Annotated in this window: 21 protein-coding genes and 1 pseudogene; 8 read left to right on the top strand and 14 right to left on the bottom strand. The window is 58.5% G+C overall.

What is annotated here, in order from left to right:
• Positions 1–73: 73 nt before the first annotated feature.
• The 7 genes from proW to ABLV54_RS16685 form a co-directional block, all read right to left on the bottom strand.
• Complete coding sequence (gene proW, locus ABLV54_RS16655) at positions 74–1,141, bottom strand: glycine betaine/L-proline ABC transporter permease ProW (RefSeq protein ID WP_044524462.1); 1,068 nt, start codon at positions 1,139–1,141, stop codon at positions 74–76.
• Positions 1,134–2,336 (bottom strand): glycine betaine/L-proline ABC transporter ATP-binding protein ProV, encoded by a 1,203-nt coding sequence (proV, locus tag ABLV54_RS16660; RefSeq protein ID WP_002914328.1) that lies wholly within the window; start codon positions 2,334–2,336, stop codon positions 1,134–1,136. The genes proW and proV overlap by 8 nt, the downstream gene beginning before the upstream one ends.
• Positions 2,337–2,692: 356 nt before the next feature.
• The gene (nrdF, locus tag ABLV54_RS16665; protein ID WP_032453806.1) at positions 2,693–3,655 is read right to left on the bottom strand and encodes a class 1b ribonucleoside-diphosphate reductase subunit beta; all 963 of its coding nucleotides are present in this window, start codon (positions 3,653–3,655) and stop codon (positions 2,693–2,695) included.
• A gap of 10 nt (positions 3,656–3,665) precedes the next feature.
• Positions 3,666–5,807, bottom strand: a complete 2,142-nt coding sequence (nrdE, locus tag ABLV54_RS16670; protein ID WP_101881222.1) for a class 1b ribonucleoside-diphosphate reductase subunit alpha — start codon at positions 5,805–5,807, stop codon at positions 3,666–3,668.
• Positions 5,780–6,190, bottom strand: a complete 411-nt coding sequence (nrdI, locus tag ABLV54_RS16675) for a class Ib ribonucleoside-diphosphate reductase assembly flavoprotein NrdI (RefSeq protein WP_023290751.1) — start codon at positions 6,188–6,190, stop codon at positions 5,780–5,782. Before nrdI ends, nrdE begins: the two co-directional genes overlap by 28 nt.
• Entirely contained in the window at positions 6,187–6,432 is a 246-nt protein-coding gene (nrdH, locus tag ABLV54_RS16680) for a glutaredoxin-like protein NrdH (protein WP_048298086.1), read from the bottom strand. The genes nrdI and nrdH overlap by 4 nt, the downstream gene beginning before the upstream one ends.
• Before the next feature lie 183 nt (positions 6,433–6,615).
• Positions 6,616–7,047, bottom strand: a complete 432-nt coding sequence (locus tag ABLV54_RS16685; protein WP_023290749.1) for a carboxymuconolactone decarboxylase family protein — start codon at positions 7,045–7,047, stop codon at positions 6,616–6,618.
• Positions 7,048–7,135: 88 nt separating this feature from the next.
• Here ABLV54_RS16685 and ABLV54_RS16690 point away from each other — a divergent pair, with 88 nt between their 5' ends.
• Entirely contained in the window at positions 7,136–8,506 is a 1,371-nt protein-coding gene (locus tag ABLV54_RS16690; protein ID WP_101881221.1) for a PLP-dependent aminotransferase family protein, read from the top strand.
• A gap of 119 nt (positions 8,507–8,625) precedes the next feature.
• Here the strand turns inward: ABLV54_RS16690 and ABLV54_RS16695 are convergent, their stop codons facing one another.
• A complete protein-coding gene (locus ABLV54_RS16695; protein WP_032432206.1) occupies positions 8,626–8,973 on the bottom strand; it encodes a DUF883 family protein in 348 nt (115 codons plus the stop codon).
• Between the two features lie 149 nt (positions 8,974–9,122).
• On the opposite strand from ABLV54_RS16695, the gene ABLV54_RS16700 reads away from it, so the two are divergent.
• Positions 9,123–9,485: a DUF2002 family protein gene (locus ABLV54_RS16700; RefSeq protein WP_002914291.1), complete on the top strand. Its 363-nt coding sequence runs from the start codon at positions 9,123–9,125 to the stop codon at positions 9,483–9,485.
• Positions 9,486–9,563: 78 nt separating this feature from the next.
• Here the strand turns inward: ABLV54_RS16700 and alaE are convergent, their stop codons facing one another.
• Positions 9,564–10,013, bottom strand: a complete 450-nt coding sequence (gene alaE, locus ABLV54_RS16705) for an L-alanine exporter AlaE (RefSeq protein WP_004205719.1) — start codon at positions 10,011–10,013, stop codon at positions 9,564–9,566.
• 728 nt (positions 10,014–10,741) lie between these two features.
• Here alaE and stpA point away from each other — a divergent pair.
• Entirely contained in the window at positions 10,742–11,143 is a 402-nt protein-coding gene (stpA, locus tag ABLV54_RS16710) for a DNA-binding protein StpA (protein ID WP_048298704.1), read from the top strand.
• 75 nt (positions 11,144–11,218) lie between these two features.
• On the opposite strand, the gene ABLV54_RS16715 is transcribed toward stpA, so the two are convergent.
• Positions 11,219–11,398, bottom strand: a complete 180-nt coding sequence (locus ABLV54_RS16715; RefSeq protein ID WP_023290745.1) for a hypothetical protein — start codon at positions 11,396–11,398, stop codon at positions 11,219–11,221.
• A 204-nt stretch (positions 11,399–11,602) separates the two neighbouring features.
• Here ABLV54_RS16715 and lpxO point away from each other — a divergent pair, with 204 nt between their 5' ends.
• Positions 11,603–12,505 (top strand): lipid A hydroxylase LpxO, encoded by a 903-nt coding sequence (lpxO, locus tag ABLV54_RS16720; protein WP_032453800.1) that lies wholly within the window; start codon positions 11,603–11,605, stop codon positions 12,503–12,505.
• On the opposite strand, the pseudogene ABLV54_RS16725 reads toward lpxO, so the two are convergent.
• The 3 genes and pseudogenes from ABLV54_RS16725 to ABLV54_RS16735 all read right to left on the bottom strand — a co-directional run bounded on the left by ABLV54_RS16725 (position 12,486) and on the right by ABLV54_RS16735 (position 14,021).
• Positions 12,486–13,032 (bottom strand): annotated as a pseudogene (locus ABLV54_RS16725) (rhodanese family protein). The gene lpxO and the pseudogene ABLV54_RS16725 sit on opposite strands and share 20 nt — an antisense overlap.
• A gap of 7 nt (positions 13,033–13,039) precedes the next feature.
• Positions 13,040–13,339: a metalloregulator ArsR/SmtB family transcription factor gene (locus ABLV54_RS16730; protein WP_002914277.1), complete on the bottom strand. Its 300-nt coding sequence runs from the start codon at positions 13,337–13,339 to the stop codon at positions 13,040–13,042.
• A gap of 76 nt (positions 13,340–13,415) precedes the next feature.
• Entirely contained in the window at positions 13,416–14,021 is a 606-nt protein-coding gene (locus tag ABLV54_RS16735) for an NAD(P)H-dependent oxidoreductase (RefSeq protein ID WP_101881220.1), read from the bottom strand.
• Between the two features lie 103 nt (positions 14,022–14,124).
• On the opposite strand from ABLV54_RS16735, the gene ABLV54_RS16740 reads away from it, so the two are divergent.
• The gene (locus ABLV54_RS16740) at positions 14,125–15,021 is read left to right on the top strand and encodes a LysR family transcriptional regulator (RefSeq protein WP_048298081.1); all 897 of its coding nucleotides are present in this window, start codon (positions 14,125–14,127) and stop codon (positions 15,019–15,021) included.
• 32 nt (positions 15,022–15,053) lie between these two features.
• Here ABLV54_RS16740 and ABLV54_RS16745 read toward each other — a convergent pair whose 3' ends face one another.
• Complete coding sequence (locus ABLV54_RS16745) at positions 15,054–16,841, bottom strand: sigma-54-dependent Fis family transcriptional regulator (protein ID WP_101881219.1); 1,788 nt, start codon at positions 16,839–16,841, stop codon at positions 15,054–15,056.
• Positions 16,842–17,104: 263 nt separating this feature from the next.
• Between ABLV54_RS16745 and ABLV54_RS16750 the strand changes: the two genes are divergently transcribed.
• The 3 genes from ABLV54_RS16750 to ABLV54_RS16760 all read left to right on the top strand — a co-directional run bounded on the left by ABLV54_RS16750 (position 17,105) and on the right by ABLV54_RS16760 (position 20,763).
• The gene (locus ABLV54_RS16750) at positions 17,105–18,625 is read left to right on the top strand and encodes an aldehyde dehydrogenase family protein (protein WP_032453792.1); all 1,521 of its coding nucleotides are present in this window, start codon (positions 17,105–17,107) and stop codon (positions 18,623–18,625) included.
• Between the two features lie 699 nt (positions 18,626–19,324).
• A complete protein-coding gene (locus ABLV54_RS16755; protein WP_064157691.1) occupies positions 19,325–19,906 on the top strand; it encodes a fimbrial protein in 582 nt (193 codons plus the stop codon).
• A 194-nt stretch (positions 19,907–20,100) separates the two neighbouring features.
• Positions 20,101–20,763 carry a molecular chaperone gene (locus ABLV54_RS16760; protein ID WP_101881218.1) on the top strand — a complete coding sequence of 221 codons (663 nt, stop codon included), beginning with the start codon at positions 20,101–20,103 and terminating at the stop codon, positions 20,761–20,763.
• The last annotated feature ends 8 nt before the right edge of the window (positions 20,764–20,771 follow it).

Raw genomic sequence — 20,771 nt, forward strand, 5'->3', positions numbered from 1 at the left:
GTTCCTCTTATTGTTTAACGGGAAGGCGGCTCCCCGGCATCGGCTGGTGCCGGGGTGCGGCGCTGTTATCGACTTATCGACAGAAAGGGCGAGTGAGAAGCCCCAGCGGGCCGGTGGTGTACCAGCGGCGGTTGCCGCGACTGCGGGCGTCGCGGCCGACGGCCTGGGTGAGGCGGTCAAGAATAATCGCCAGGATCACGATCCCCACGCCGCCGACGGTGGCCAGGCCCATATCCAGGCGGCCAATGCCGCGCAGCACCATCTGGCCAAGACCGCCGACGGCGATCATTGAGGCGATCACCACCATCGACAGGGCCAGCATTAGCGTCTGGTTAACCCCGGCCATAATGGTGGGCATCGCCAGCGGCAGCTGAACTTTAAACAGCAGCTGGCGCGGGCTGGCGCCAAACGAGCGCGACGCTTCGATCAGATCCGCAGGCACCTGGTTTATCCCGAGGATGGTCAGACGGACGATCGGCGGCAGGGCGAAGATAATCGTCACCACCACGCCGGGCACGTTGCCGATGCCGAACAGCATCACGATCGGCACCAGGTAGACGAAGGCCGGCGTGGTCTGCATGGCATCCAGCAGCGGGCGGATAATTTTCGCCGCTCGCGGGCTGCGCGCCAGCCAGATCCCCAGCGGCAGGCCGATGATCATGCAGAACAGCAGGGCGGTGAGGACCAGCGCCAGGGTGACCATCGCCTGCGACCACGCGCCGATGGCGCCGATGGCAATCAGCGAGACCAGGGTGGCGACCCCCATGCCGAGGCTGGAGATCTGCCAGGCGATCAGCGCGAAGACGATAATCGCCACCGGCGCCGGCATCCCCAACAGCAGCTGCTGGAAGGCGCTGAGGATGTAGTCGATCGGCACGCGGATCCCCTGGAACAGCGGGCGGAAGTGCAGCACGATCCAGTCGATGGCGTGGGTCACCCAGCTGTCGAGCGGGATCAGGGTCTTATGGAACGGATCCATGATACTGAACTGTTCCGGCTGCGGCGCCGGGGCGCTGTGCAGCCAGTCGGCGCCGCCGCCATTAGTCGGCGCGGCAGTTGAGGCGCCACCCCAGGCGTCTGCAGCCTGAGCGGCGCTGTCGGTTGCCGGGGCGCTGTCCCACGGATTGGTTTGATCAGCCATGATTCACCCCCTCGCGATCTAAAGCCTGGAGCAACATTCGTTTGGAAATGATGCCAATATATTGTTGTTCTTCATCCACCACCGGGACGGCGCACGGGGCGTGGCCGACGTGGGAGAGCAGATCGCTGAGCGGCGTTTGCGCCTCCACCGCCAGCGGGGCGTCAATCAGCGCCGCCTCGATCCCCTGGCCGGCGCTGAGCGCGGTTTTCAGAGAATCGATCGAGACAATCCCGACAAAGCGATTACCGCGCTCAATGACATAACCATATTCCCGGTCTTCATCCTGTAATAATTTCAGCGCAGAGCGGGGGCCAAAACCTGGCGTTTTACGAATCAGGCCGACCGGGCTACGACGGGCAATATCTTTCGCGCTGAAGACCTGGCTAATATCGACGCCGCGGAAGAAGGTGCGGACATAATCATTGGCCGGATTATTCAATATTTCATCCGGAGTGCCGACCTGAACCACTTCGCCATTTTGCATAATGGCGATACGATCGCCAATTCGCATGGCTTCATCAAGGTCATGGGAAATAAAGACAATGGTACGCTGATGCTTAGCCTGTAATTTGATCAGCTCATCCTGCATTTCGGTGCGAATGAGCGGATCGAGCGCGGAGAAGGCTTCATCCATTAACAGAATATCGGGATTAATCGCCAGGGCGCGGGCTAAACCGACGCGCTGACGCATCCCGCCGGAGAGTTCATCCGGCCAGGCGTGGGCATAATTCTCCAGCCCCACCTGACGCAGCGCTTCCCGCGCTTTTTGCTCTCGCTCAGCGGCCGGGACGCCGGCAAGCGCCATGCCAAACGCCGTATTGTCGAGCACGCTCATGTGCGGCATTAGCGCAAAGGACTGAAAAACCATCGCAATTTTTTTACGACGCACCTCGCGCAGCTCGGCGTCCGACATTTTGGCGATATCGACCCCGTCAATCAGCACCTGGCCGCGGGTGGGTTCAATCAGGCGATTGAGAAGGCGAACCATGGTGGATTTCCCCGAGCCGGAGAGCCCCATGATGACGAATATCTCGCCTTCTTCAATGGCCAGACTGGCGTCTTTGACGCCAAGCGACAGCCCCGTTTTTTCCAGTATTTGCGCTTTGTTGAGTCCTTTCTCAATATATTTGAAAGCACGGTGAGGGTGCTCGCCAAATATCTTATAAAGATTTTTAATTTCTAATTTAATTGCCATGCAATAGAGAAGTTCCTGTTATTTGTTTATTGCGATATGGTACCCAATGGTGATAATGATCTTTTTACACCCTAACATACTCAGATTCTGTGACAACCCTCAATGGCGAACTCTCGGCAAAATGGAGGGAGGGACATGGCGGCACAGCCCCCGTGATATAAGGGCTGAGCGGTAATTTGTTGTGGGTAATATTTTTTGATTATCTTTGGATAATTAGACTGAAATGGGCCGGTTTTCTGCTAAATATGACGAAGTGATGACGGTTAGACCATGGAGAGAATATTTGGTGGATTAATCGCGATTCTGTGAAATTGATCACCAGGAATATGCGGGCGATATTCCTGGTGAAAGTACGGTTAAAAGTCCCAGTCGTCGTCGGCGGTCTCTTCCATTTTTCCTATCACGTAGGAGGAGCCGGAGCCGGAGAAAAAGTCGTGGTTTTCATCGGCGTTGGGTGACAGCGCCGCGAGGATCGCCGGGTTAACCGCCGCCATCTCCGCCGGGAACAGCGCCTCGTAGCCGAGGTTCATCAGCGCTTTGTTGGCGTTGTAGCACAGGAAGGCGCTGACGTCGTCGAACCAGCCGCTCTCGCCGTACAGTTCCCGGCTGTAGGCCAGCTCGTTGTCGTACAGATCCATCAGCAGATCGAGGGCGAAGTTTTTCAATTCTTCGCGCTTACCGGGGCTGACGATCTCCAGTCCTTTCTGATACTTGTAGCCGATGTAATAGCCATGCACCGCTTCATCGCGAATGATCAGGCGGATCAGATCCGCGGTATTGGTCAGTTTTCCCCGACTGGAGAAGTGCATCGGCAGCCAGAAGCCGGAATAGAAGAGAAAGGATTCGAGAAACACGCTGGCGATTTTTTTCTTCAGCGGCTCGTCGGCCTGATAGTAGCCCAGCATCAGCTGCGCTTTGCGCTGCAGAGGTTCGCAGCTTTCGCTCCAGGCGAAGGCGGCATCCACCTCTTTGCTGTGGCACAGCGTGGAAAAGATGGAGCTGTAAGAGCGGGCATGAACCGCTTCCATAAAGCTGATGTTCGACAGCACCGCCTCCTCATGCGGGGTCAGAGCGTCCGCCATCAGCGCCGGCGCGCCGATGGTGTTCTGAATGGTGTCGAGCAGGGTCAGCCCGGTAAAAACGCGAATGGTCAACTGTTGCTCCGCCGCGCTGAGGGTTTGCCAGGCGGGAATGTCGTTCGACAGCGGCACTTTCTCCGGCAGCCAGAAGTTGCTGGTGAGACGATTCCACACCTCCAGATCTTTATCGTCATCGATGCGGTTCCAGTTGATCGCGCTGACGCGCGTTAAATGGGTCATCCTGTTCTCCTTACAGCGCGCAGGACACGCAGCCTTCAATTTCAGTGCCTTCCAGCGCCAGCTGGCGCAGTCGGATGTAGTACAGCGTCTTAATGCCTTTCTTCCATGCGTAGATTTGCGCCTTGTTGATATCGCGGGTGGTGGCGGTATCCGGAAAGAACAGGGTCAGCGACAGCCCCTGATCGACGTGGCGCGTCGCCTCGGCGTAGGTGTCGATGATCTTCCGGGGGCCTATCTCGTACGCATCCTGGTAGAGGGCCAGATTATCGTTATTCATAAACGGCGCGGGGTAGTACACCCGTCCGGTTTTCCCCTCTTTGCGGATCTCAATCTTCGAGACGATCGGGTGAATGCTGGAGGTGGCATGGTTGATGTACGAGATCGAGCCGGTGGGCGGCACCGCCTGCAGATAGCGGTTGTAAATGCCATAGCGCATGACGTCGTCGCGCAGCTGGCGCCAGCTTTCCCGGTCGGGCAGGGAGATGCCGGCGCGGGCGAACAGCGCGCGGACCCGTTCGGTTTTCGGCTGCCACGACTCCTGCAGATATTTTTCGAAGTATTCCCCGCTGGCGTAGCGCGACTGCCCGAAGCCGGCGAAGCGCTGGCCGCGCTCGCGGGCCAACAGCATCGAGGTGTGCAGCGCGTGCCAGGTCACGGTGTAGAAGTAGATATTGGTGAAGTCCAGCCCCTCCGGGCTGCCGTAGGCAATGCCTTCCCGCGCCAGATAGCCGTGAAGATTCATCTGCCCCAGGCCGATGGCGTGGGAGGCGGCGTTGCCGGCCGCCACGGAGGGGACCGACTGAATGTGGCTCATGTCGGATACGGCGGTCAGGGCGCGCACCGCAGTGGCGATAGTGAGGCCGAAATCCGGCGAGTCCATGGTGTGGGCGATGTTCAGCGAGCCGAGGTTGCAGGAAATATCTTCCCCGATATGGGCATAGCTGAGATCTTCATTATAGGCGGACGGCGTACTGACCTGCAGGATCTCGGAACACAGATTGCTCATGGTGACCCGCCCGGCCACCGGACTGGCGCGGTTCACCGTGTCTTCAAACATGATGTATGGGTAGCCGGATTCAAACTGGATCTCCGCCAGGCGCTGGAACAGATCGCGGGCGCGGATCCAGCGTTTGCGAACCCGATCGTCGGCTACCAGCTGTGGATAGAGGTCGCCGATGGCGCAGTCGGCGAAGGGTTTGCCGTACAGCCGTTCGACATCATACGGCGAGAAGAGCGCCATCTGCGCGTCTTCTTTCGCCAGCTGGAAGGTGATGTCAGGGATCACCACCCCCAGCGACAGGGTTTTGATGCGGATTTTCTCATCGGCATTTTCACGCCGGGTATCAAGGAAGCGCAAAATATCGGGATGGTGAGCGTGCAGCCAGACCGCCCCCGCCCCCTGGCGGGCGCCGAGCTGGTTGGCATAGGAGAAGGCGTCCTCCAGCATCTTCATCACCGGCACTACGCCGGAGGACTGATTTTCGATGCGCTTGATCGGCGCCCCGGTCTCGCGCAGATTGGAGAGTAAAAAGGCCACGCCGCCGCCGCGCTTCGACAACTGCAGCGCCGAGTTCACCGCCCGGCCGATGGACTCCATATTATCTTCAATGCGCAGCAGGAAGCAGGAGATCAGCTCCCCGCGCTGCTGTTTGCCGGCGTTAAGGAAGGTGGGCGTGGCCGGCTGGAAGCGGCCGCTGAGTATCTCCTCCGTCAGCTGCCGCGCCTGCTGTTCATCGCCCCGGGCCAGCGTCAGGGCCACCATTACGCTGCGTTCCGCGAAATCCTCGAGGTAGTGCTTGCCGTCAAAGCTCTTCAGCGCGTAGCTGGTATAGAACTTCCAGGCGCCGAGGAAGGTCTGGAAGCGAAACGCGGCGCGCCGGGCATGGGCGAACAGCGCCAGCACAAACCCGCGATCATAGCCGGCCAGCAGCTGGGGATCGTAATACCCCTCGCGGACGAGCCAGCTGAGTTTATCCTCCTGACTGGCAAAGGCGAGGGTGTTGGGCTGAACCTGGGTCGCCATAAAAGCCTCAACCGCCTGGCGATCTTTCTCAAACGGGATGCGGCCCTCGCTGTCGTACAAATTCAGCATCGCATTGAGGGCGTGAAAATCCACGGCGGCGGTTATACGTTCTGCGGTTGTCGTTGCCAAAATTCGCTGACTCCTTTACGCACGTTATCGATATCGTCGGGGGTTCCCATCAGCTCGAAGCGGTAGAGATAGGGCACGGCGCATTTCTGCGCGATGACATCCCCGGCGCGCCCCCAGGCGTCGCCAAAGTTGCGATTGCCGGCGGCAATCACCCCGCGGATCAGCCGACGATTATGTACGTCGTTTAAAAAGCGGATCGCCTGACGCGGCACGGCGCCGGCGGTACCGCCGCCGCCATAGCTGGGAACGATGAGAATATAGGGCTCGTCTACCTGCAGTGGTTCACGCTCGTTCAGCGGGATGCGCACCGCCGGCAGCCCCAGGCGCTGCACAAAGCGATGGGTATTCTCCGAACGGCTGGAGAAGTAGACGATGAGGCTCATGCGCTGGCCGCCGCGACGGAGGGGCGCAGGCGATTGATCATATCCGGGCGGAAGCCGCTCCAGCGCAGGTCGCCGGCGATCACCACCGGCAGCTGGCGAAACCCCTGCTCGCGCAGGGTGTCGGCGGCATCCGGCTGCTGGTCGACGTTGACCATTTCAAAGGCCAGTCCCCGGCTCTCCATGGCTCGCCGGGTGGCATGGCACTGCACGCAGTCATTTCGAGTGTAAATAGTAATGCGCATGATTCGTATTTCCATTTAAGATAACAGCACGGCGCTAAACGTAGCGTCGAACGTTGTGGGCCATTCGATAAGGAAATACTAGATGTAGTTATTTAAAACTTCAACCACTCAATATATAGCGTTTTTAGCAAAGAATTCCCCCGCCGGGGTGGCCAGGCGGAGGAGGGGGAAGGCTGCGCGAAACTACAGACGCATGGCGACGGCGAGGCGGTTAAAGGCGTTCATCAGGCTGATGGCGAAGGTGAGATCGCTTATCTGACGTGGGGTAAAATGTTCGCGCAGCGGCAGGTAAACCTCATCTTCCGCATGGCTGGCGGCGATGTCGGTGACCGACTCGGCCCAGGCAAGCGCCGCGCGTTCGCCAGGGGTAAAATGGTCGCTCACCCGCCAGCCGGCCAGGGCATCCAGCTTGCTCTGCGCCATGCCGCCTTTGCGCAGCGCCTGGCTGTGCTTCTCAAGGCAGAAGGCGCAGCCGTTGATCTGCGACACGCGTAAATAGACCAGCTCCACCAGGGCGCTGCCCAGCTCGCTTTTCTCCAGCGCGAGGCTGGCCTGCACCAGCCCTTTATAGACTTCCGGGCTCAGTTCACTGAATGGCTGACGTAATTGGCTCATGGTGTTCTCCTCTCTAAGACGGCAGCCAAAATAGCACTATAATGGACTGCAAAAGATAGCCATATTGTGATGAAAAAAGCAGACCATAATGGAAGCCAGCCACCTCCCTCTCTATCAACGCATCGCCCGCCAGCTGAAATCCGCCATTGAACGTGGCGAACTGGCTCCGGGCAGCCGTCTGCCCGCCAGCCGGGTGTTTGCCCAGGAGCAGGGCGTCTCCCGGGCGACCATCGAAAACGCCTGGGGCGAACTGGTCGCCCAGGGCTGGCTCGAGCGACGCGGGCAGGCGGGAACCTTTGTCAGCGAGCGGCTCAGTCCGCGCCAGCTGGCGCCTGTGCCGCCAGCGCAGCCTGCCGCGCCGACGGAGCCGTTGCCGTTTCAGATGGGGCTCCCGGCGCTGGATCTCTTTCCGCGCGGGCTGTGGGCGCGGGTGATGGGGCGCCGGCTGCGGACGCAGTCGCGGTTCGATCTGGCGCCCGGCGATCCCGGCGGCGACCCGCTTCTGCGTCAGGCGATCGTCGACTATCTGCGCCTGTCGCGCAGTATCGACTGCCAGCCGGAGCAGGTCCTGATCGCCGGCAACTATGCCACCGCCATGAACCTGATCCTGCGTACCCTGGCGCAGCCGGGGCAGCATATGTGGATGGAGGATCCGGGATATCCCTTTATTCGCCCGGTGGTCGAGGCCGGGCAGCTGGTGGTGGATGCGATCCCGGTGGACGACGAAGGGATGGATATCGCCTGGGGCCAGCGCCATCACCCGCAGGCGCGGTTTGCCCTGCTCACTCCGGCGCATCAGAGTCCGCTGGGAGTGGCGCTCTCGCTGCCCCGGCGTCGCCAGCTGTTGGCATGGGCCGCGGAGCGTGACGCCTGGATCATTGAGGATGATTACGATAGCGAGTTTCGCTATCGCGGCAAACCGCTGCCGCCGCTGAAAAGCCTTGATGCGCCACAGCGGGTCATCTACGCGGGCACCTTCAGTAAGTCGATGTTTCCGGCGCTGCGCACCGCCTGGCTGGTGGTGCCGACCGCGCTGGCGGCGCGCTTTCACCAGACCGTGGAGCGCCAGCCCTGCACCGTTCCCACCCTGTGGCAGCAGACGCTGGCGGATTTTATCCAGCAGGGCCATTTCTGGCGTCATCTGAAAAAAATGCGCGCCAGCTACAGCCAGCGCAGGGAGTGGCTGGAGTCGGCTCTGCAGGCGCAGGGCTTTCAGGTCACGCCGCAGCAGGGAGGGATTCAGTTGGTCATGCCCGTCAGCGGCGACGATCGCCTGCTGGCCCAACGGGCGGTGGCGGCCGGGCTGGCGGTACAGGCGTTGAGCGACTGGCGGATGCGCCATACCGGCGAGGGGGGATTACTGATGAGTTTTACCAATATTCGCTCGCCGGCAATGGCTGGCGCGCTGGCCCGGCGACTGAGGGAGGCGATCGGCGGCGTCACGCCCGCTGGCGCATAAAAAACCCCTGCGGCCAGAGGCGCGCAGGGGCTGACGCGTATTTGTTATCTTCATTGCTTTCCGTGAAGCTGGCGGGCTTCCGCGCGCTTATCGCGCAGCGGCAGCAAACGCTATAGCTATTATCGACGTAAATTGAGCAATACGCCAATAAATACCCCGACGGCGGCGGCGGCGCCCACGCTGTGCCACGGTTTATTGCGCACGTAGGTGTCGGCGCAGCCCAGCGCATCGCACGCTGCCTGGCGCGCATCCAGCGCCGCCTGCTGCACCCGGTTGTGGCCATTAAGGCGGGCGCGGGTCTCTTTTAACAGCGACTGCGCTTTGGCACGCGCCGCTTCCGCTTCCTCTTTCGCGTCACTGCCCCACGATTTCAGCACCTCTTCCAGCGTGTCCGCTAATTGGCTGACATCGTTATGAATATCTTCGGCATTCTCGTCAAAATTGTTGCGGTTCACATGGTTAGCCATCGTTATCTCCCTTAATTCCATCGAGTGAGTAAGTGTAGGACAAGATTTTGAATTATGCTTACTGCTGTGGTTTCTGGAATATTCCGAAAGCACTGCCCTTAATGAATAAGGTAAGGTCAATGTGCGGTAAAAGATAACGAGGAATCAGTATGTATTTAAGACCCGATGAGGTGGCGCGTGTTCTTGAAAAAGCCGGCTTCACCATGGATGTTGTGACGCAAAAAGCGTACGGCTATCGCCGCGGCGATAATTATGTTTATGTGAACCGCGAAGCGCGCATGGGGCGAACAGCGTTAGTTATTCATCCAGCGTTAAAAGAGCGCAGCAATATGCTGGCTGAACCGGCTTCAGATATCAAAACCTGCGACCATTATGAACAGTTTCCGCTGTATTTAGCCGGGGATGCGCAGCAGCATTATGGTATTCCGCACGGCTTTAGCTCACGCATGGCGCTTGAGCGTTTTCTTAATGGACTGTTTGGCGAAGCCCAGCCGGCCATGTCGACGAATTAATTCGCTGGATAAAGACCCGGGAGAAGCTGGCTGGCGGGAGGAAGCGACTGGCAGAGCCAGTCGCTGTTAACGTGTCGGTCAGGCTTTTGCCTGCTGGTAGGGCGCCACGCGGAACAGGCGGCGGCAATAGTCGAGGAAGTAGCCGTAAGCGGCGCCCATCATCATTGAAACCGCCAGGTTCGAGCTCACCGCAGCGACAATCTGGTGCCAGTCCGCACCCACGCTCCACAGAATGGCGACATAAACCGGCGACTGGAAGGTCACGTAGGCCAGCACGTCGGCCATATTTTTCATCCAGCCGGCCGGAGTGATGCGCCGGGCCTGACGCATCGCGAAGTCGCGATAAATCCCGTAAGGGACAGCGATAATAATGTTGACCGGGATCGCCACCAGGCGCGACGATAACGACTGCTCAAACGTCATACCAGAGAGAAAAATTTCGATCATCATGTTGACGACGGTGCAGTAAACCACCATCGCAAAGGTGTCTGCAACCGCATGCCGCAAGCGGGAGTGCGCAGAGAACATCGGAGTGCTCCTCGAAAATGAAGTCAATAACGCCGAAAAATGCGCGTTGGTATAGCGTTTTTGGGCTGCCTGTTTTGATGTGCGTAGAGTATATCTCTGCATTAAAAGTGGCAACTAGCTATAAATTTTTATTTATTGCCTTTTTGTCGATAAAATACTCTGCGAAGGTCGGTTTTTTGCCCGTTACGCTACTTTTATTGCTGGTTTTATTAAATTCTTTTACTTTCAAATGGTTGTATTGTTTTGCGCCATGATATCTGACCAGGGGGTCGGCATCTGACCGCCCGCTGTGGCGCAAAATCGCGTTAGCCTGTGATGAGGGTCATGTTTAGATGTTTTTATGCCATTATGCCGGTTTTTGTGGTGAAAAATTCTAAAACGATATGTGGCATTTTATTCTGCATGACTGAGTAACTATTCATTTGGCCGCGCGGAGAGGGCCTGCGCATTCACCGACGATAAGAGGATAACCCGCTGACCATAAAGGTAATATCGCCTTCTTGATATATTTCCCTATCTCACCATCCGCCGTTTTTATTTATTCAGGGTCTTATTGGCCTGCGCTGGCGAAAAAGAACCGGGGATTTCCCGATATAAGGTAGTTGGAAAAGGTTTACTCGCTGCATAATATATTTATCTGGATAACCGAAGGCTGGAAATAAATAAACGTTTCTATTACACTTGCCGCGTTGTGTCTTTTAATTTGCTATTTGGAAATTTTTAATTTTATGTCTTCAATGTTACACAAACTGAATAATATCCGTTCACTGCGTGCGCTGTCCCGTGAATTCTCCATTGACGTGCTTGAAGAGATGCTGGAAAAGCTCAGGATCGTCACTGAAGAAATACGTACGCAACAGCAGCAGGCGGCGCAGCAGCAGGCGGAATATCAGGAAAAAGTGAATACCTGGCTTGAGCTGATGCGCGCCGACGGTATTTCTCCTGACGAGCTGGTGGCCGATATTCAGCCGCCGATGGCGGGCGGTAAAAAGCGCAAACCGCGCCCGGCGAAATATCGTTATACCGATCATACCGGCGCCGAGAAAACCTGGACCGGCCAGGGAAGAATGCCGAAGCCGATTGCCCAGGCGGTCGCCGAGGGGAAATCGCTGGACAGCTTTTTAATTTAAAACCGATGCGGCCAGCGCCGCGACGGCGGAAAGACCCACCGCCCGGCCTGGCCTTATGATCTGCAGCGAGGGGGTTCAGCAGACGCCGAAGTCCCCCTCTTCCTGATAGGACGTCACCTCGTCTGACTTCAGCGTATAGCGTTCTCCCTGCTCCTGCGCGGCCTGAACCACCACCAGATCCTCGCCCTGCACTTCGACCACTTTCAGTTTTGGCCCGCCCGCACGCGGTTGTACCAGATCGCCGACAGAAAACATCATTCACTCCTCACTGTTAATACCACGGATGAACCTAAACCATAGCTCAACGCCCGCGCACTGAACACCGGGTGTGCTCTTTTTTGTTAAAACAATTTGGAGGTATATGTATTAATGTTGTTAATGTTTTGCTGGCGCCATACCGCTGCTGACAAGGGGGACGGCGAGGGTAGGGTTACCATCAATCAGGTCAGGAAAGACACCATGAAGTATATCATTCTGTTGATCATTGTTATTGCTGTGCTGTATGTCCATTACCGCGGACGGGTGCGCTATCGTTTCTGGCGACAGCTCTCCGACCATTCCACATTTACCGCGCCGTTGAATGGATTTATGTATTTATTTTCCCGCGTGCCGAATACGCCTTATCTGCGCCCGGAGATGTTTCCCGAGCTGGCGATATTGCAACAAAACTGGCTGGTTATTCGCGAAGAAGGCATCCGCCTCCAGCAGCTGGAGCAGATTAAAGCGGCCGATAAATATAACGATGCCGGATTTAACTCATTTTTTAAAACCGGCTGGAAACGCTTTTATCTGAAATGGTATGAGGATGCCCATCCCTCCGCCAGCCAGCTTTGCCCACAAACTACCGCGCTGCTGCGGGATATTCCGTCGGTGAAGGCGGCCATGTTCGCCACCCTGCCGGACGGCAGCCGTCTGCCGCGCCATCGCGACCCCTACGCCGGTTCCCTGCGCTTTCATCTTGGCCTGGCGACGCCGAACGATGACCGCTGCTTTATCGAGGTGGATGGTCAGCGCTACAGCTGGCGCGACGGGGAAGGGGTGCTGTTTGACGAGACCTATATCCACTATGCGGAAAATACCAGCGGTGAGAATCGGCTGATTCTGTTCTGTGATATTGAACGGCCGATGCGCTACCGCTGGGCGCAGAAGGTCAACCACTGGCTGGGGCGCAATCTGATGAGCGCCGCCTCGGCGCCCAACGACGCCAGCGATCGCACTGGCGGAATTAACCGGGCGTTTCGCTATATCTACCAGATCCGCATTGTCGGCAAGCGGCTGAAAAAATGGAATAAGACGGTCTATTACGTCGTCAAATGGCTGCTTTTCGGCGGCATTGCCTGGCTTATCTGGAGTGCGTTTTAACTCCCCTGGCGCCGGTTCCACGGCATGATCGCCAGCAGGCGCGCCATGCCGCAAAAGCCGGTTATCCCGGCGAAAGTGAGCCCGGCGCCGACCGCGCCGCTGAGCAGGAAAAAGCCGCCGTTCACGGTATAGCCCAGCAGCACCCCCAGTAAGATCAGAGCGCCAGCGGCGATTTGCACCTGGCGCATCAGCGGCAGCGGTTGCGATTTATCTTCCTCAACCGGGAGCCCCGCGGCTTTCCATGCCTGAATCCCGCCCGCCAGCAGGCTGACCTGCGCCGGCGCGGCGGCGGCGGCCAGACGAATGGCGTTGCTCTGCGTCCGGGAGCCGGCCTGGCAGTGGAAGATCACGCGCTCGCCGGCCCGGGCGTTTAGGGTCGCGCCGCCGTTCAGGGTGGCGAGCGGCACCAGCTCGGCATCGGGAATATGTTCGCGCGCGTATTCATCCGCATCGCGGATATCTATCAGTCTGGCGCCCTGGGCAATCTGCACCCGGGCTTCGGCAGGGGTTAAGGTGGCGATGGTCATAGGATCCTCACGGGCAATAGAGCGTTTTCAGCGTGTTGATCACCTGCTGTACCGCAGGATGGGTGATGAAATAGTGGATGCGCTGAGCGTCGCGTTCGCTGTCGATCAGCCCCTCGTCACGCATCCGCGCGAGGTGCTGCGAGGTGGCGGAAGGGCTCAGGCCGGTAGCGCGGGCCAGTTCACCGGCGCTGGCCCGCGGCGCGTCGCATAGCATGCACAGGATCAGCAAGCGGTGAGGATTACTCATCGCTTTCATCAGCGCGGCGGCTTCGCCGGCGCGGGCCTGCAGGTCTTCGGGTGTGGTCATTTATTTTAGCTTTTTCTAAATTTAGATAACTCTAAAATAAAAAAGCCGCCAGCGCCAGCCCCTTTTTCCCCGCGACTCAGGCCGGAACGGCGAGATCGGCTATCTGCGCCCGGGCGCTGGCGATCCCGGCGTCGCGACCGTGCGGGCGGTTATCCAGCCCTTCGGCATAGATAAATTCCACCTCATGGATCCCCATCAGCCCCAGCACCGCGTGCAGATAGGGGGTGACGGCGTCGGTGGTTTCTCCCTGGTGAACACCGCCGCGGCTGCTGACGACCACCGCCCGGACGCCCTCGACCAGCCCCTGCGGCCAGCGGTCGGTGTAGCGAAAGGTTTCCCGCGCCCGCGCCACGAGGTCGAACCATTTCTTCAGATCGGTCGGGACGTTGAGGTTATACATCGGGGCGCCGATCACCAGCAGGTCGCTGGCTTTTAACTCGGCGATAAACTGGTCGGAGAGCGCTACCGCCGCGCGAATGGCCGGCCGCGGATCCGCCGCCCCGCGCAGGGCGGCAAACAGCGCGCCATCCAGCGTCGGCAGCGCCATAGCGCTGAGATCGTGTTCGCGGATCCGATCGTGGCGGCCCGCCGCCTGGCGCGCCGCGAGAAATTCGTTAATCAGCTGATTGGTCAGGGAAGTTTCGCCATTAATACTGGACTTTAATACCAGAACGTTAGCCATGATGAGTGCCTCAAGTGAAGGATAGAAGCAGAGACTAACACTGTCTTTTTTCTCTCTGGAGTGACATTATTTTCCTCTATTGTATCCCGTAAGGAACCAATCTGTGCGCGACGATCTGAATGCGATCCCCGTGTTTGTCACTGTGGTCGAGAGCGGTAACTTTGCCAGCGCGGCGACGATCCTCCACGTGACGCGTTCGGCGGTGGGAAAAACCATTGCCCGGCTGGAAGCGCGTCTCGGCGTGGCGTTATTCCAGCGCACCACCCGCAGGCAACTGCTGACGGAAGAGGGAGAGCAATTTTATCACCAGTGTCGGGAGGCGCTGGGACGCATTCGCGAGGCCGAAGAAGCGCTGCAGCGCGGCAAAGGCGAGGTGCAGGGACGGCTGCGCATTTCGCTGCCGGTGCTGTTTGGCCAGCGCTGCGTGGCGCCGCTGCTGTTCCGCCTGAGCCAGCGCTATCCATTGCTGAAGCTCGAGCTCCACTACAGCGACCGGCAGGTCAATCTGCTGGAAGAGGGGTTTGATCTCGCGGTGCGTATCGGGAGCCTGGCCGATACCGGGTCGCTACGGGCGCGGGCGCTGGGGGAGCATGGCATGGTGCTGTGCGCGGCGGCGGAGTACCTGCGTCGCCAGCCGGCGCCGCAGACCATCGCCGGGCTGAGCGAGCACCGCACCCTCGGCTATCTGCATAACGGTCAGCTGCAAAAATGGCAACTTTACGACCCGCAGCAGGGCGAAGTGCGCTTCACCCCGGAGGCGTGGCTGGTGCAGGATGACTTTGCCGCCATCGCCGCGGCGGCGCAGCAGGGAATGGGCATCGCCTGGCTGCCGGACTGGCTGGTGGCGCAGGCGCTCGCCGACGGGACGCTGCAGCAGGTTCTGGCGCCCAGCGACCGTGTGCGTTTCGCCATCCACGCGGTGTGGCCGGAAGGGCCGTGGCTGCCGCAAAAAACGCGGGTGACGATCGATGCCCTGCGGGCGGGGCTGGGTCTGGCGTAGCGTCCGCGGCCGGCGCGCTTTAGGCCATCGCCTCAGCGGCGTGGCCGTCCGGCACGGGCGGCGCGGCGGTATAGCGTGCTGCGGGCGATGCCCAGCATCTGCGCCGCCCGGCTGACGTTGCCGTTGACCCTGGCGAGGGTATCGACAATCAACTGCTCGTCATGGGCCTGTAACCCCCCGCGCGGCAGCGGCGCAGGCGCAGCGCGGTATGCGTCCGGCAGCGCATCGGGCGTCAGCGTGTCGCCCTCATCGGCCAGAGCCAGCATCACCTTCAGGACGCTCTGCAGCTGGCGCACGTTTCCCGGCCACGGCAGCTGGCTGAGGTGGGTCAGCAGCGCGGTGGACAGCGTCACCCGGCGCGAAGCGCCGCCCAGGTCGCGCCACAGGGTGGCGATAAAGGTTTCCAGCGCCGGCCACTCGCGTAGCGGAGGCAGTGCCAGGGCGTACTCCCGCAGGCGCCACAGCAGATCTTCGCGGAATTCGCCGGCGCTGACCCGCTGGGTCAGGTTGCGGTGCGTGGCGCAGATCAGGGCGAAGTTCACCGGCACGCTGCGGCTGGCGCCGAGCGGGGCGACCTCTTTCTCCTGCAGTACTCGCAGAAGGCGGGTCTGCAGCGCCAGCGGCATATCGCCGATCTCATCAAGAAACAGCACCCCGCCCTCGGCCTCGCGGATTTTGCCGATATAGCCGTTTTTGCTGGCGCCGGTAAACGCCCCTGGCTGGTAGCCGAAAAGCTCGGACTCGATCAGCGATTCCGGGATGGCGGCGCAGTTAATGGCGACGAATTTACCGCTGCGCCAGCGGCTGTGCTGGTGCAGCGTGCGGCTGACATACTCTTTGCCGCTGCCGGTTTCCCCCTCAATACAGAGCGCGATGCCGGCGTTAAGCAGCCGGAGCAGCTTTTCGCCTTCCCGCGGGCTGGTGAAGGGGAGCTGCATGGCCGGCGGGGCGCTCATCGCCACCCGGCGGCGGGTGGGCTCGCGCAGGCGATAGTGATAGCGGCCCTGCGGGGTGGTCAGGGGCAGGGGAACGCTGACCGCCGTTTGCGTCAGCGTCGGAAAAAGCGACGCAAAGGTGAGCTGGCCAAACTGCGCCGCGCTCAGGCCGAACTCGCGCATCGCCAGCCGGTTGCCGGCGGTAAGGACGTTGTCGGAAAAGACCAGCAGCAGTTCCTCCACACTGTCGAGCTTGTCCACCTGCCGGTGGAGGCTCATCAGCCACTGCTCAGGATGCAGGCTCTGCTTCACCCACAGATACTCAATCTGCTTTGCCGCCGCTTTCACCCAGCCAAAGGTGTGCTGGTGGGGAAAATCCGCCGGGCCGGAGATATCCAGCACGCCGGCGATGCTTCCGTCCGGCCGCTGGAGCGGCATCGCCGCACAGTACAAATTCTGGTTGCGGGTGAGAAAGTGCTGACGCCCATCGATTTCGCAGCCGTCGTCAATCGCCAGCGCGGTGCCGATGGCGTTGGTCCCGCGTCCGCTTTCGCTCCACAGATTGCCCGGCGCCAGCGCGACGCGCTGAGCCTTCTGCATCGCCTGGGTATCGCCGACGGTATGGAGCACCAGACCGCCGGGGTCGGAGAGGATCACCACCGACTGCAGGTCCGCCACCTGGCGCGACAGGGCTTCCACCACCGGCTGCGCCAGCTGCTGCAGGCTGCGGTGGCTGGCGAGCCGGTCCGCCAGCTCGCCGGCGTCGAGGCGGGGAAAATCCTCGGTGGCGGGATCCAGGCCGTAGCGCTGGCAGCGAGACCATGAATCGCTCAGCAGGGGATTGGCGTTAACCTCTGGGGCGAGAAGAAAGGGATTGCCTGGCACAGGGCACCTCTGGGTCGATGTTGCTGTGTTGCAATATTGTAGCCATTTGGTTTATTTGGTGTTGCGATTTGCAACACATAAGTGGAAACCCGTGCGACAGTGGCTGACCATCTGCCCAGTCAGTGAATGCAACCTGTTAATAAATGAAGATATTTAGAGAAAATGAAAAACTGGCATAACCCCTGCAAAGTGAGAAGCGTTCGGCGGCAAGTTTAAAAAATCAATATGCCGCTGCGTCTCAACCCTACAGAAGGAGATTTGCGATGCGTTATGCACACCCTGGCCAGCCCGGCGCCCTGGTTTCATTGAAATCCGCTTACGGCAACTTTATTGACGGTAAATTTGTCGAGCCGCTGAGCGGTGAATTCTTTATGAACACCTCCCCGGTAGACGGCAGCAACATTGCGCAGTTTCCCCGGTCGGACGCCAGAGACATTGACTTCGCCCTCGACGCCGCCCACCGTGCGGCGCCGGCGTGGGGCAAAACCTCAGTGCAACAGCGCTCCAGGCTGCTGCTGCAGGTCGCCGACCGTATTGAACAGCATCTGGAATATCTGGCGGTGGCGGAGAGCTGGGACAACGGCAAACCGATCCGCGAAACGCTGAATGCCGACCTGCCGCTGGCGGTGGATCATTTTCGCTACTTCGCCGGCTGCCTGCGCGCCCAGGAGGGAAGCACTGCCGAAATTGACGAAACCACGGTGGCCTACCATTTCCATGAACCGCTGGGGGTGGTCGGTCAGATTATCCCATGGAACTTCCCGCTGCTGATGGCCGCGTGGAAGCTGGCCCCGGCCCTGGCGGCGGGTAACTGCGTGGTGCTCAAGCCGGCGGAACAGACGCCGCTGAGTATTACCCTGCTGCTGGAGCTGATCGGCGATCTGTTCCCGGCGGGGGTGCTGAACGTGGTGCAGGGCTTCGGCAAAGAGGCGGGCGAGGCGCTGGCCACCAGCAAGCGTATCGCCAAGCTGGCGTTTACCGGCTCCACGCCGGTCGGGCGACATATTCTCGCCTGCGCGGCGGAGAATATTATCCCCTGCACCGTCGAGCTGGGGGGTAAATCGCCCAATATTTACTTCGCCGACGTGATGGAGGGTGAAGAGGAGTTTATTGAGAAGGCGGTGGAGGGGCTGGTGCTCGGTTTCTTCAACCAGGGTGAGGTCTGTACTTGCCCGTCGCGGGCGCTGATCCATGAATCTATCTATGAGCCCTTTATGGCGCGGGTCATGGAGAAGGTGGCGCAGATCCGTCGCGGCGATCCGTTAGATACCGACACCATGATCGGCGCCCAGGCTTCCCGCCAGCAGTTCGACAAGATCCTCTCCTATATTCAGATTGCCCGGGAAGAGGGCGGACAAATCCTCACCGGCGGCGAGCGGGCGGCGATCGCGCCGGCGCTGGATAATGGTTTTTATATTCAGCCCACGCTGATTAAAGGTCGCAACGATATGCGCTCCTTCCAGGAGGAGATCTTTGGGCCGGTGATCGGGGTGACCACCTTTAAGGACGAAGCGGAAGCGCTGGCTATCGCCAATGAGACCCAGTTTGGCCTCGGCGCTGGGGTGTGGACGCGCGATACCAATCTCGCCTATCGCATGGGGCGCGGTATTCAGGCCGGTCGCGTATGGACCAACTGTTATCATGTCTACCCGGCTCATGCGGCGTTCGGCGGCTATAAACAGTCCGGCGTCGGGCGGGAAACGCATAAGATGGCGCTGGATGCCTATCAGCAAACCAAAAACCTGCTGGTGAGCTACGGCACCGCGCCGCTGGGCCTGTTCTGAAGCCCATCTCATTACTGATTGATCCTCAGTCCGCAATCCGTTCGGGTTGCGGATTTTTTTTGCGTCAAAATAACCCGGTGAAAGGGAGCGGTTACGGTGGCGGATAACGGCAATACATTTGGGTTAATGAAGTAATGGCTTTCATTTGAAAACAAAAACACTTCCAGAACAAGAAATTACAGCGCAGCTCAGGAGCGCTTTGCCCTAATTTGTGTAGAAATGATGAAGATTAATACCAGGAAAATTCCTAATTTTTTCGTGGCAACGGGTTTGAGCACAATAAAACAAGACGCTTTTTTGAGCAATTACCTTTAAATTTGTTAATAAAATTGACGTGTTGTTGTTGAGAAGTATTTAATTTTCTTTTGTATAGATATGTAAATTAACATCGAAATGCCATTTCAAAAAATAACTTTATGGCGAGTATAGTCATTAACCTGTATGTAACATTTCATCAGGTTGCCTTTTTTTACATCGGGTAATATATTTATTTTGCACATCAAAATAACTCTTTTTCTTCTGCTTGTTATTCATGGCCACCTTTCGGCGAAATAAAGCGGAGTCAAAGGACGTGTGCCGATTATCCTGCGGAAGGAACGTAATGAACATTTACAGGGAGGAACGGACGAGCCGTTTCGCGATAGCCATGGGGCTATTGCCGATGACGGGAAAATATATTCGTTAACGATGAGATAAATAATGAAAACGCAACTTCGTATTATGGCAATTCTCATGGGAGCGCTGGTTTCTGGCGCTGCAATTTCTGTTACTACGCCAACCATTAACGTTAACCCTGGCACCAAGGCGGGTACCCAGGGTACCGGCGGACAGGTTATCTTCAATGGATCAATCACCGACAGCTCCTGCAATATCGACAGCGCATCCACCAGCCAGACGGTGGATCTGGGCAAATGGGCCAGCACCTATTTTACCAGCACAGGTTTTGAAACCACCAAAACGCCTTTCCATATCAAAGTAAAAGATTGCCCTGCCAGCGTGACAAATGTCGCGGTGCTGTTTGACGGCGCGCGCGATCAGTCCGATAACACGCTGTTGGCTACCACCGGCGGCGCCGCTGGCGTGGCGATCAAGCTGTATGAAGATGACAAGTCTACGGCGGTCAGCCTCGGCAAAGTGTCGAAAGCCAAAAATGTCGTTGCGGGCGCGACTGCCGGCACCGGCACTGCCGACCTCGAGTTTTTCGCCGACTATATCTCCACCGGTGCGGTGACGGCAGGCGATGCCAACGGTACGGCTAATTTCAATATGATTTATAACTAATCATATTGCGCGCTATTCAGAGTCAGTCCACTGCGTCCTGATTAATTGCAGATAGCTAAAGTGATAATTGTCATAAAGTCACGAAATATATTCGTGACGGTATAGTTGTTTTTGCTAATTATCCCGACGGGTACTGGCTCTGATATTCCCTGCTTTATTTTACTGTTTGTTCAACCTTTACCTGATGGTAAGTCATGATGAAGAAAATAATTGCCGTTGCGGCCTTTCTGCTGTGCTCCACGGCAGCGCAGGCCGGTATTGTCATGGGTGGAACCCGTGTGATTTATCAGGAAGGGAAGCGTGAAGCCGCTATTTCAGTCACTAATGCCGATACCCATACGCCCTATCTGGTGCAGTCGTGGGTGGAAAATTACGCGGAAAACGATAAGGCCAAGGTGCCCTTTATTGTTACGCCGCCCTTATTCCGTCTCGATCCGGAGCAAAATAACGTCCTGCGCATTAACTTTATTGGCGTCTCGCTGCCCAGCGACCGTGAATCGGTCTACTGGCTGAACGTCAAAAGTATCGCCCCGACGCCCAAGGGCGAGGTGAACAAGCTGCAGGTCAATATTAAGTCGAAATTCAAAATCTTTTATCGCCCCAACGGCCTGGCGGGCGACCCGGCTAAAGCCTGGCAGCAGCTGAAGTTTAGCCAGTCTGGCGGCCATCTGACGGTGGCAAACCCCACTCCCTATTTTGTCTCTTTTTACGCCGTCGAAGTGGGCGGGAAGGCAATCGACGAGCCTGGCATGGTGGCCCCCTTTGGCGAGAAAACGTGGCCGGTGAGCGGGCACGGCACCGTCAAATGGCGGGCGATTAACGACTACGGCGGCGTCAGCGATTACGCCCAGCAGTAATTCCCCTT

The organism is Klebsiella sp. JB_Kp042, assembly GCF_040065275.1.
Classification (GTDB): Bacteria; Pseudomonadota; Gammaproteobacteria; order Enterobacterales; family Enterobacteriaceae; genus Klebsiella; species Klebsiella quasipneumoniae.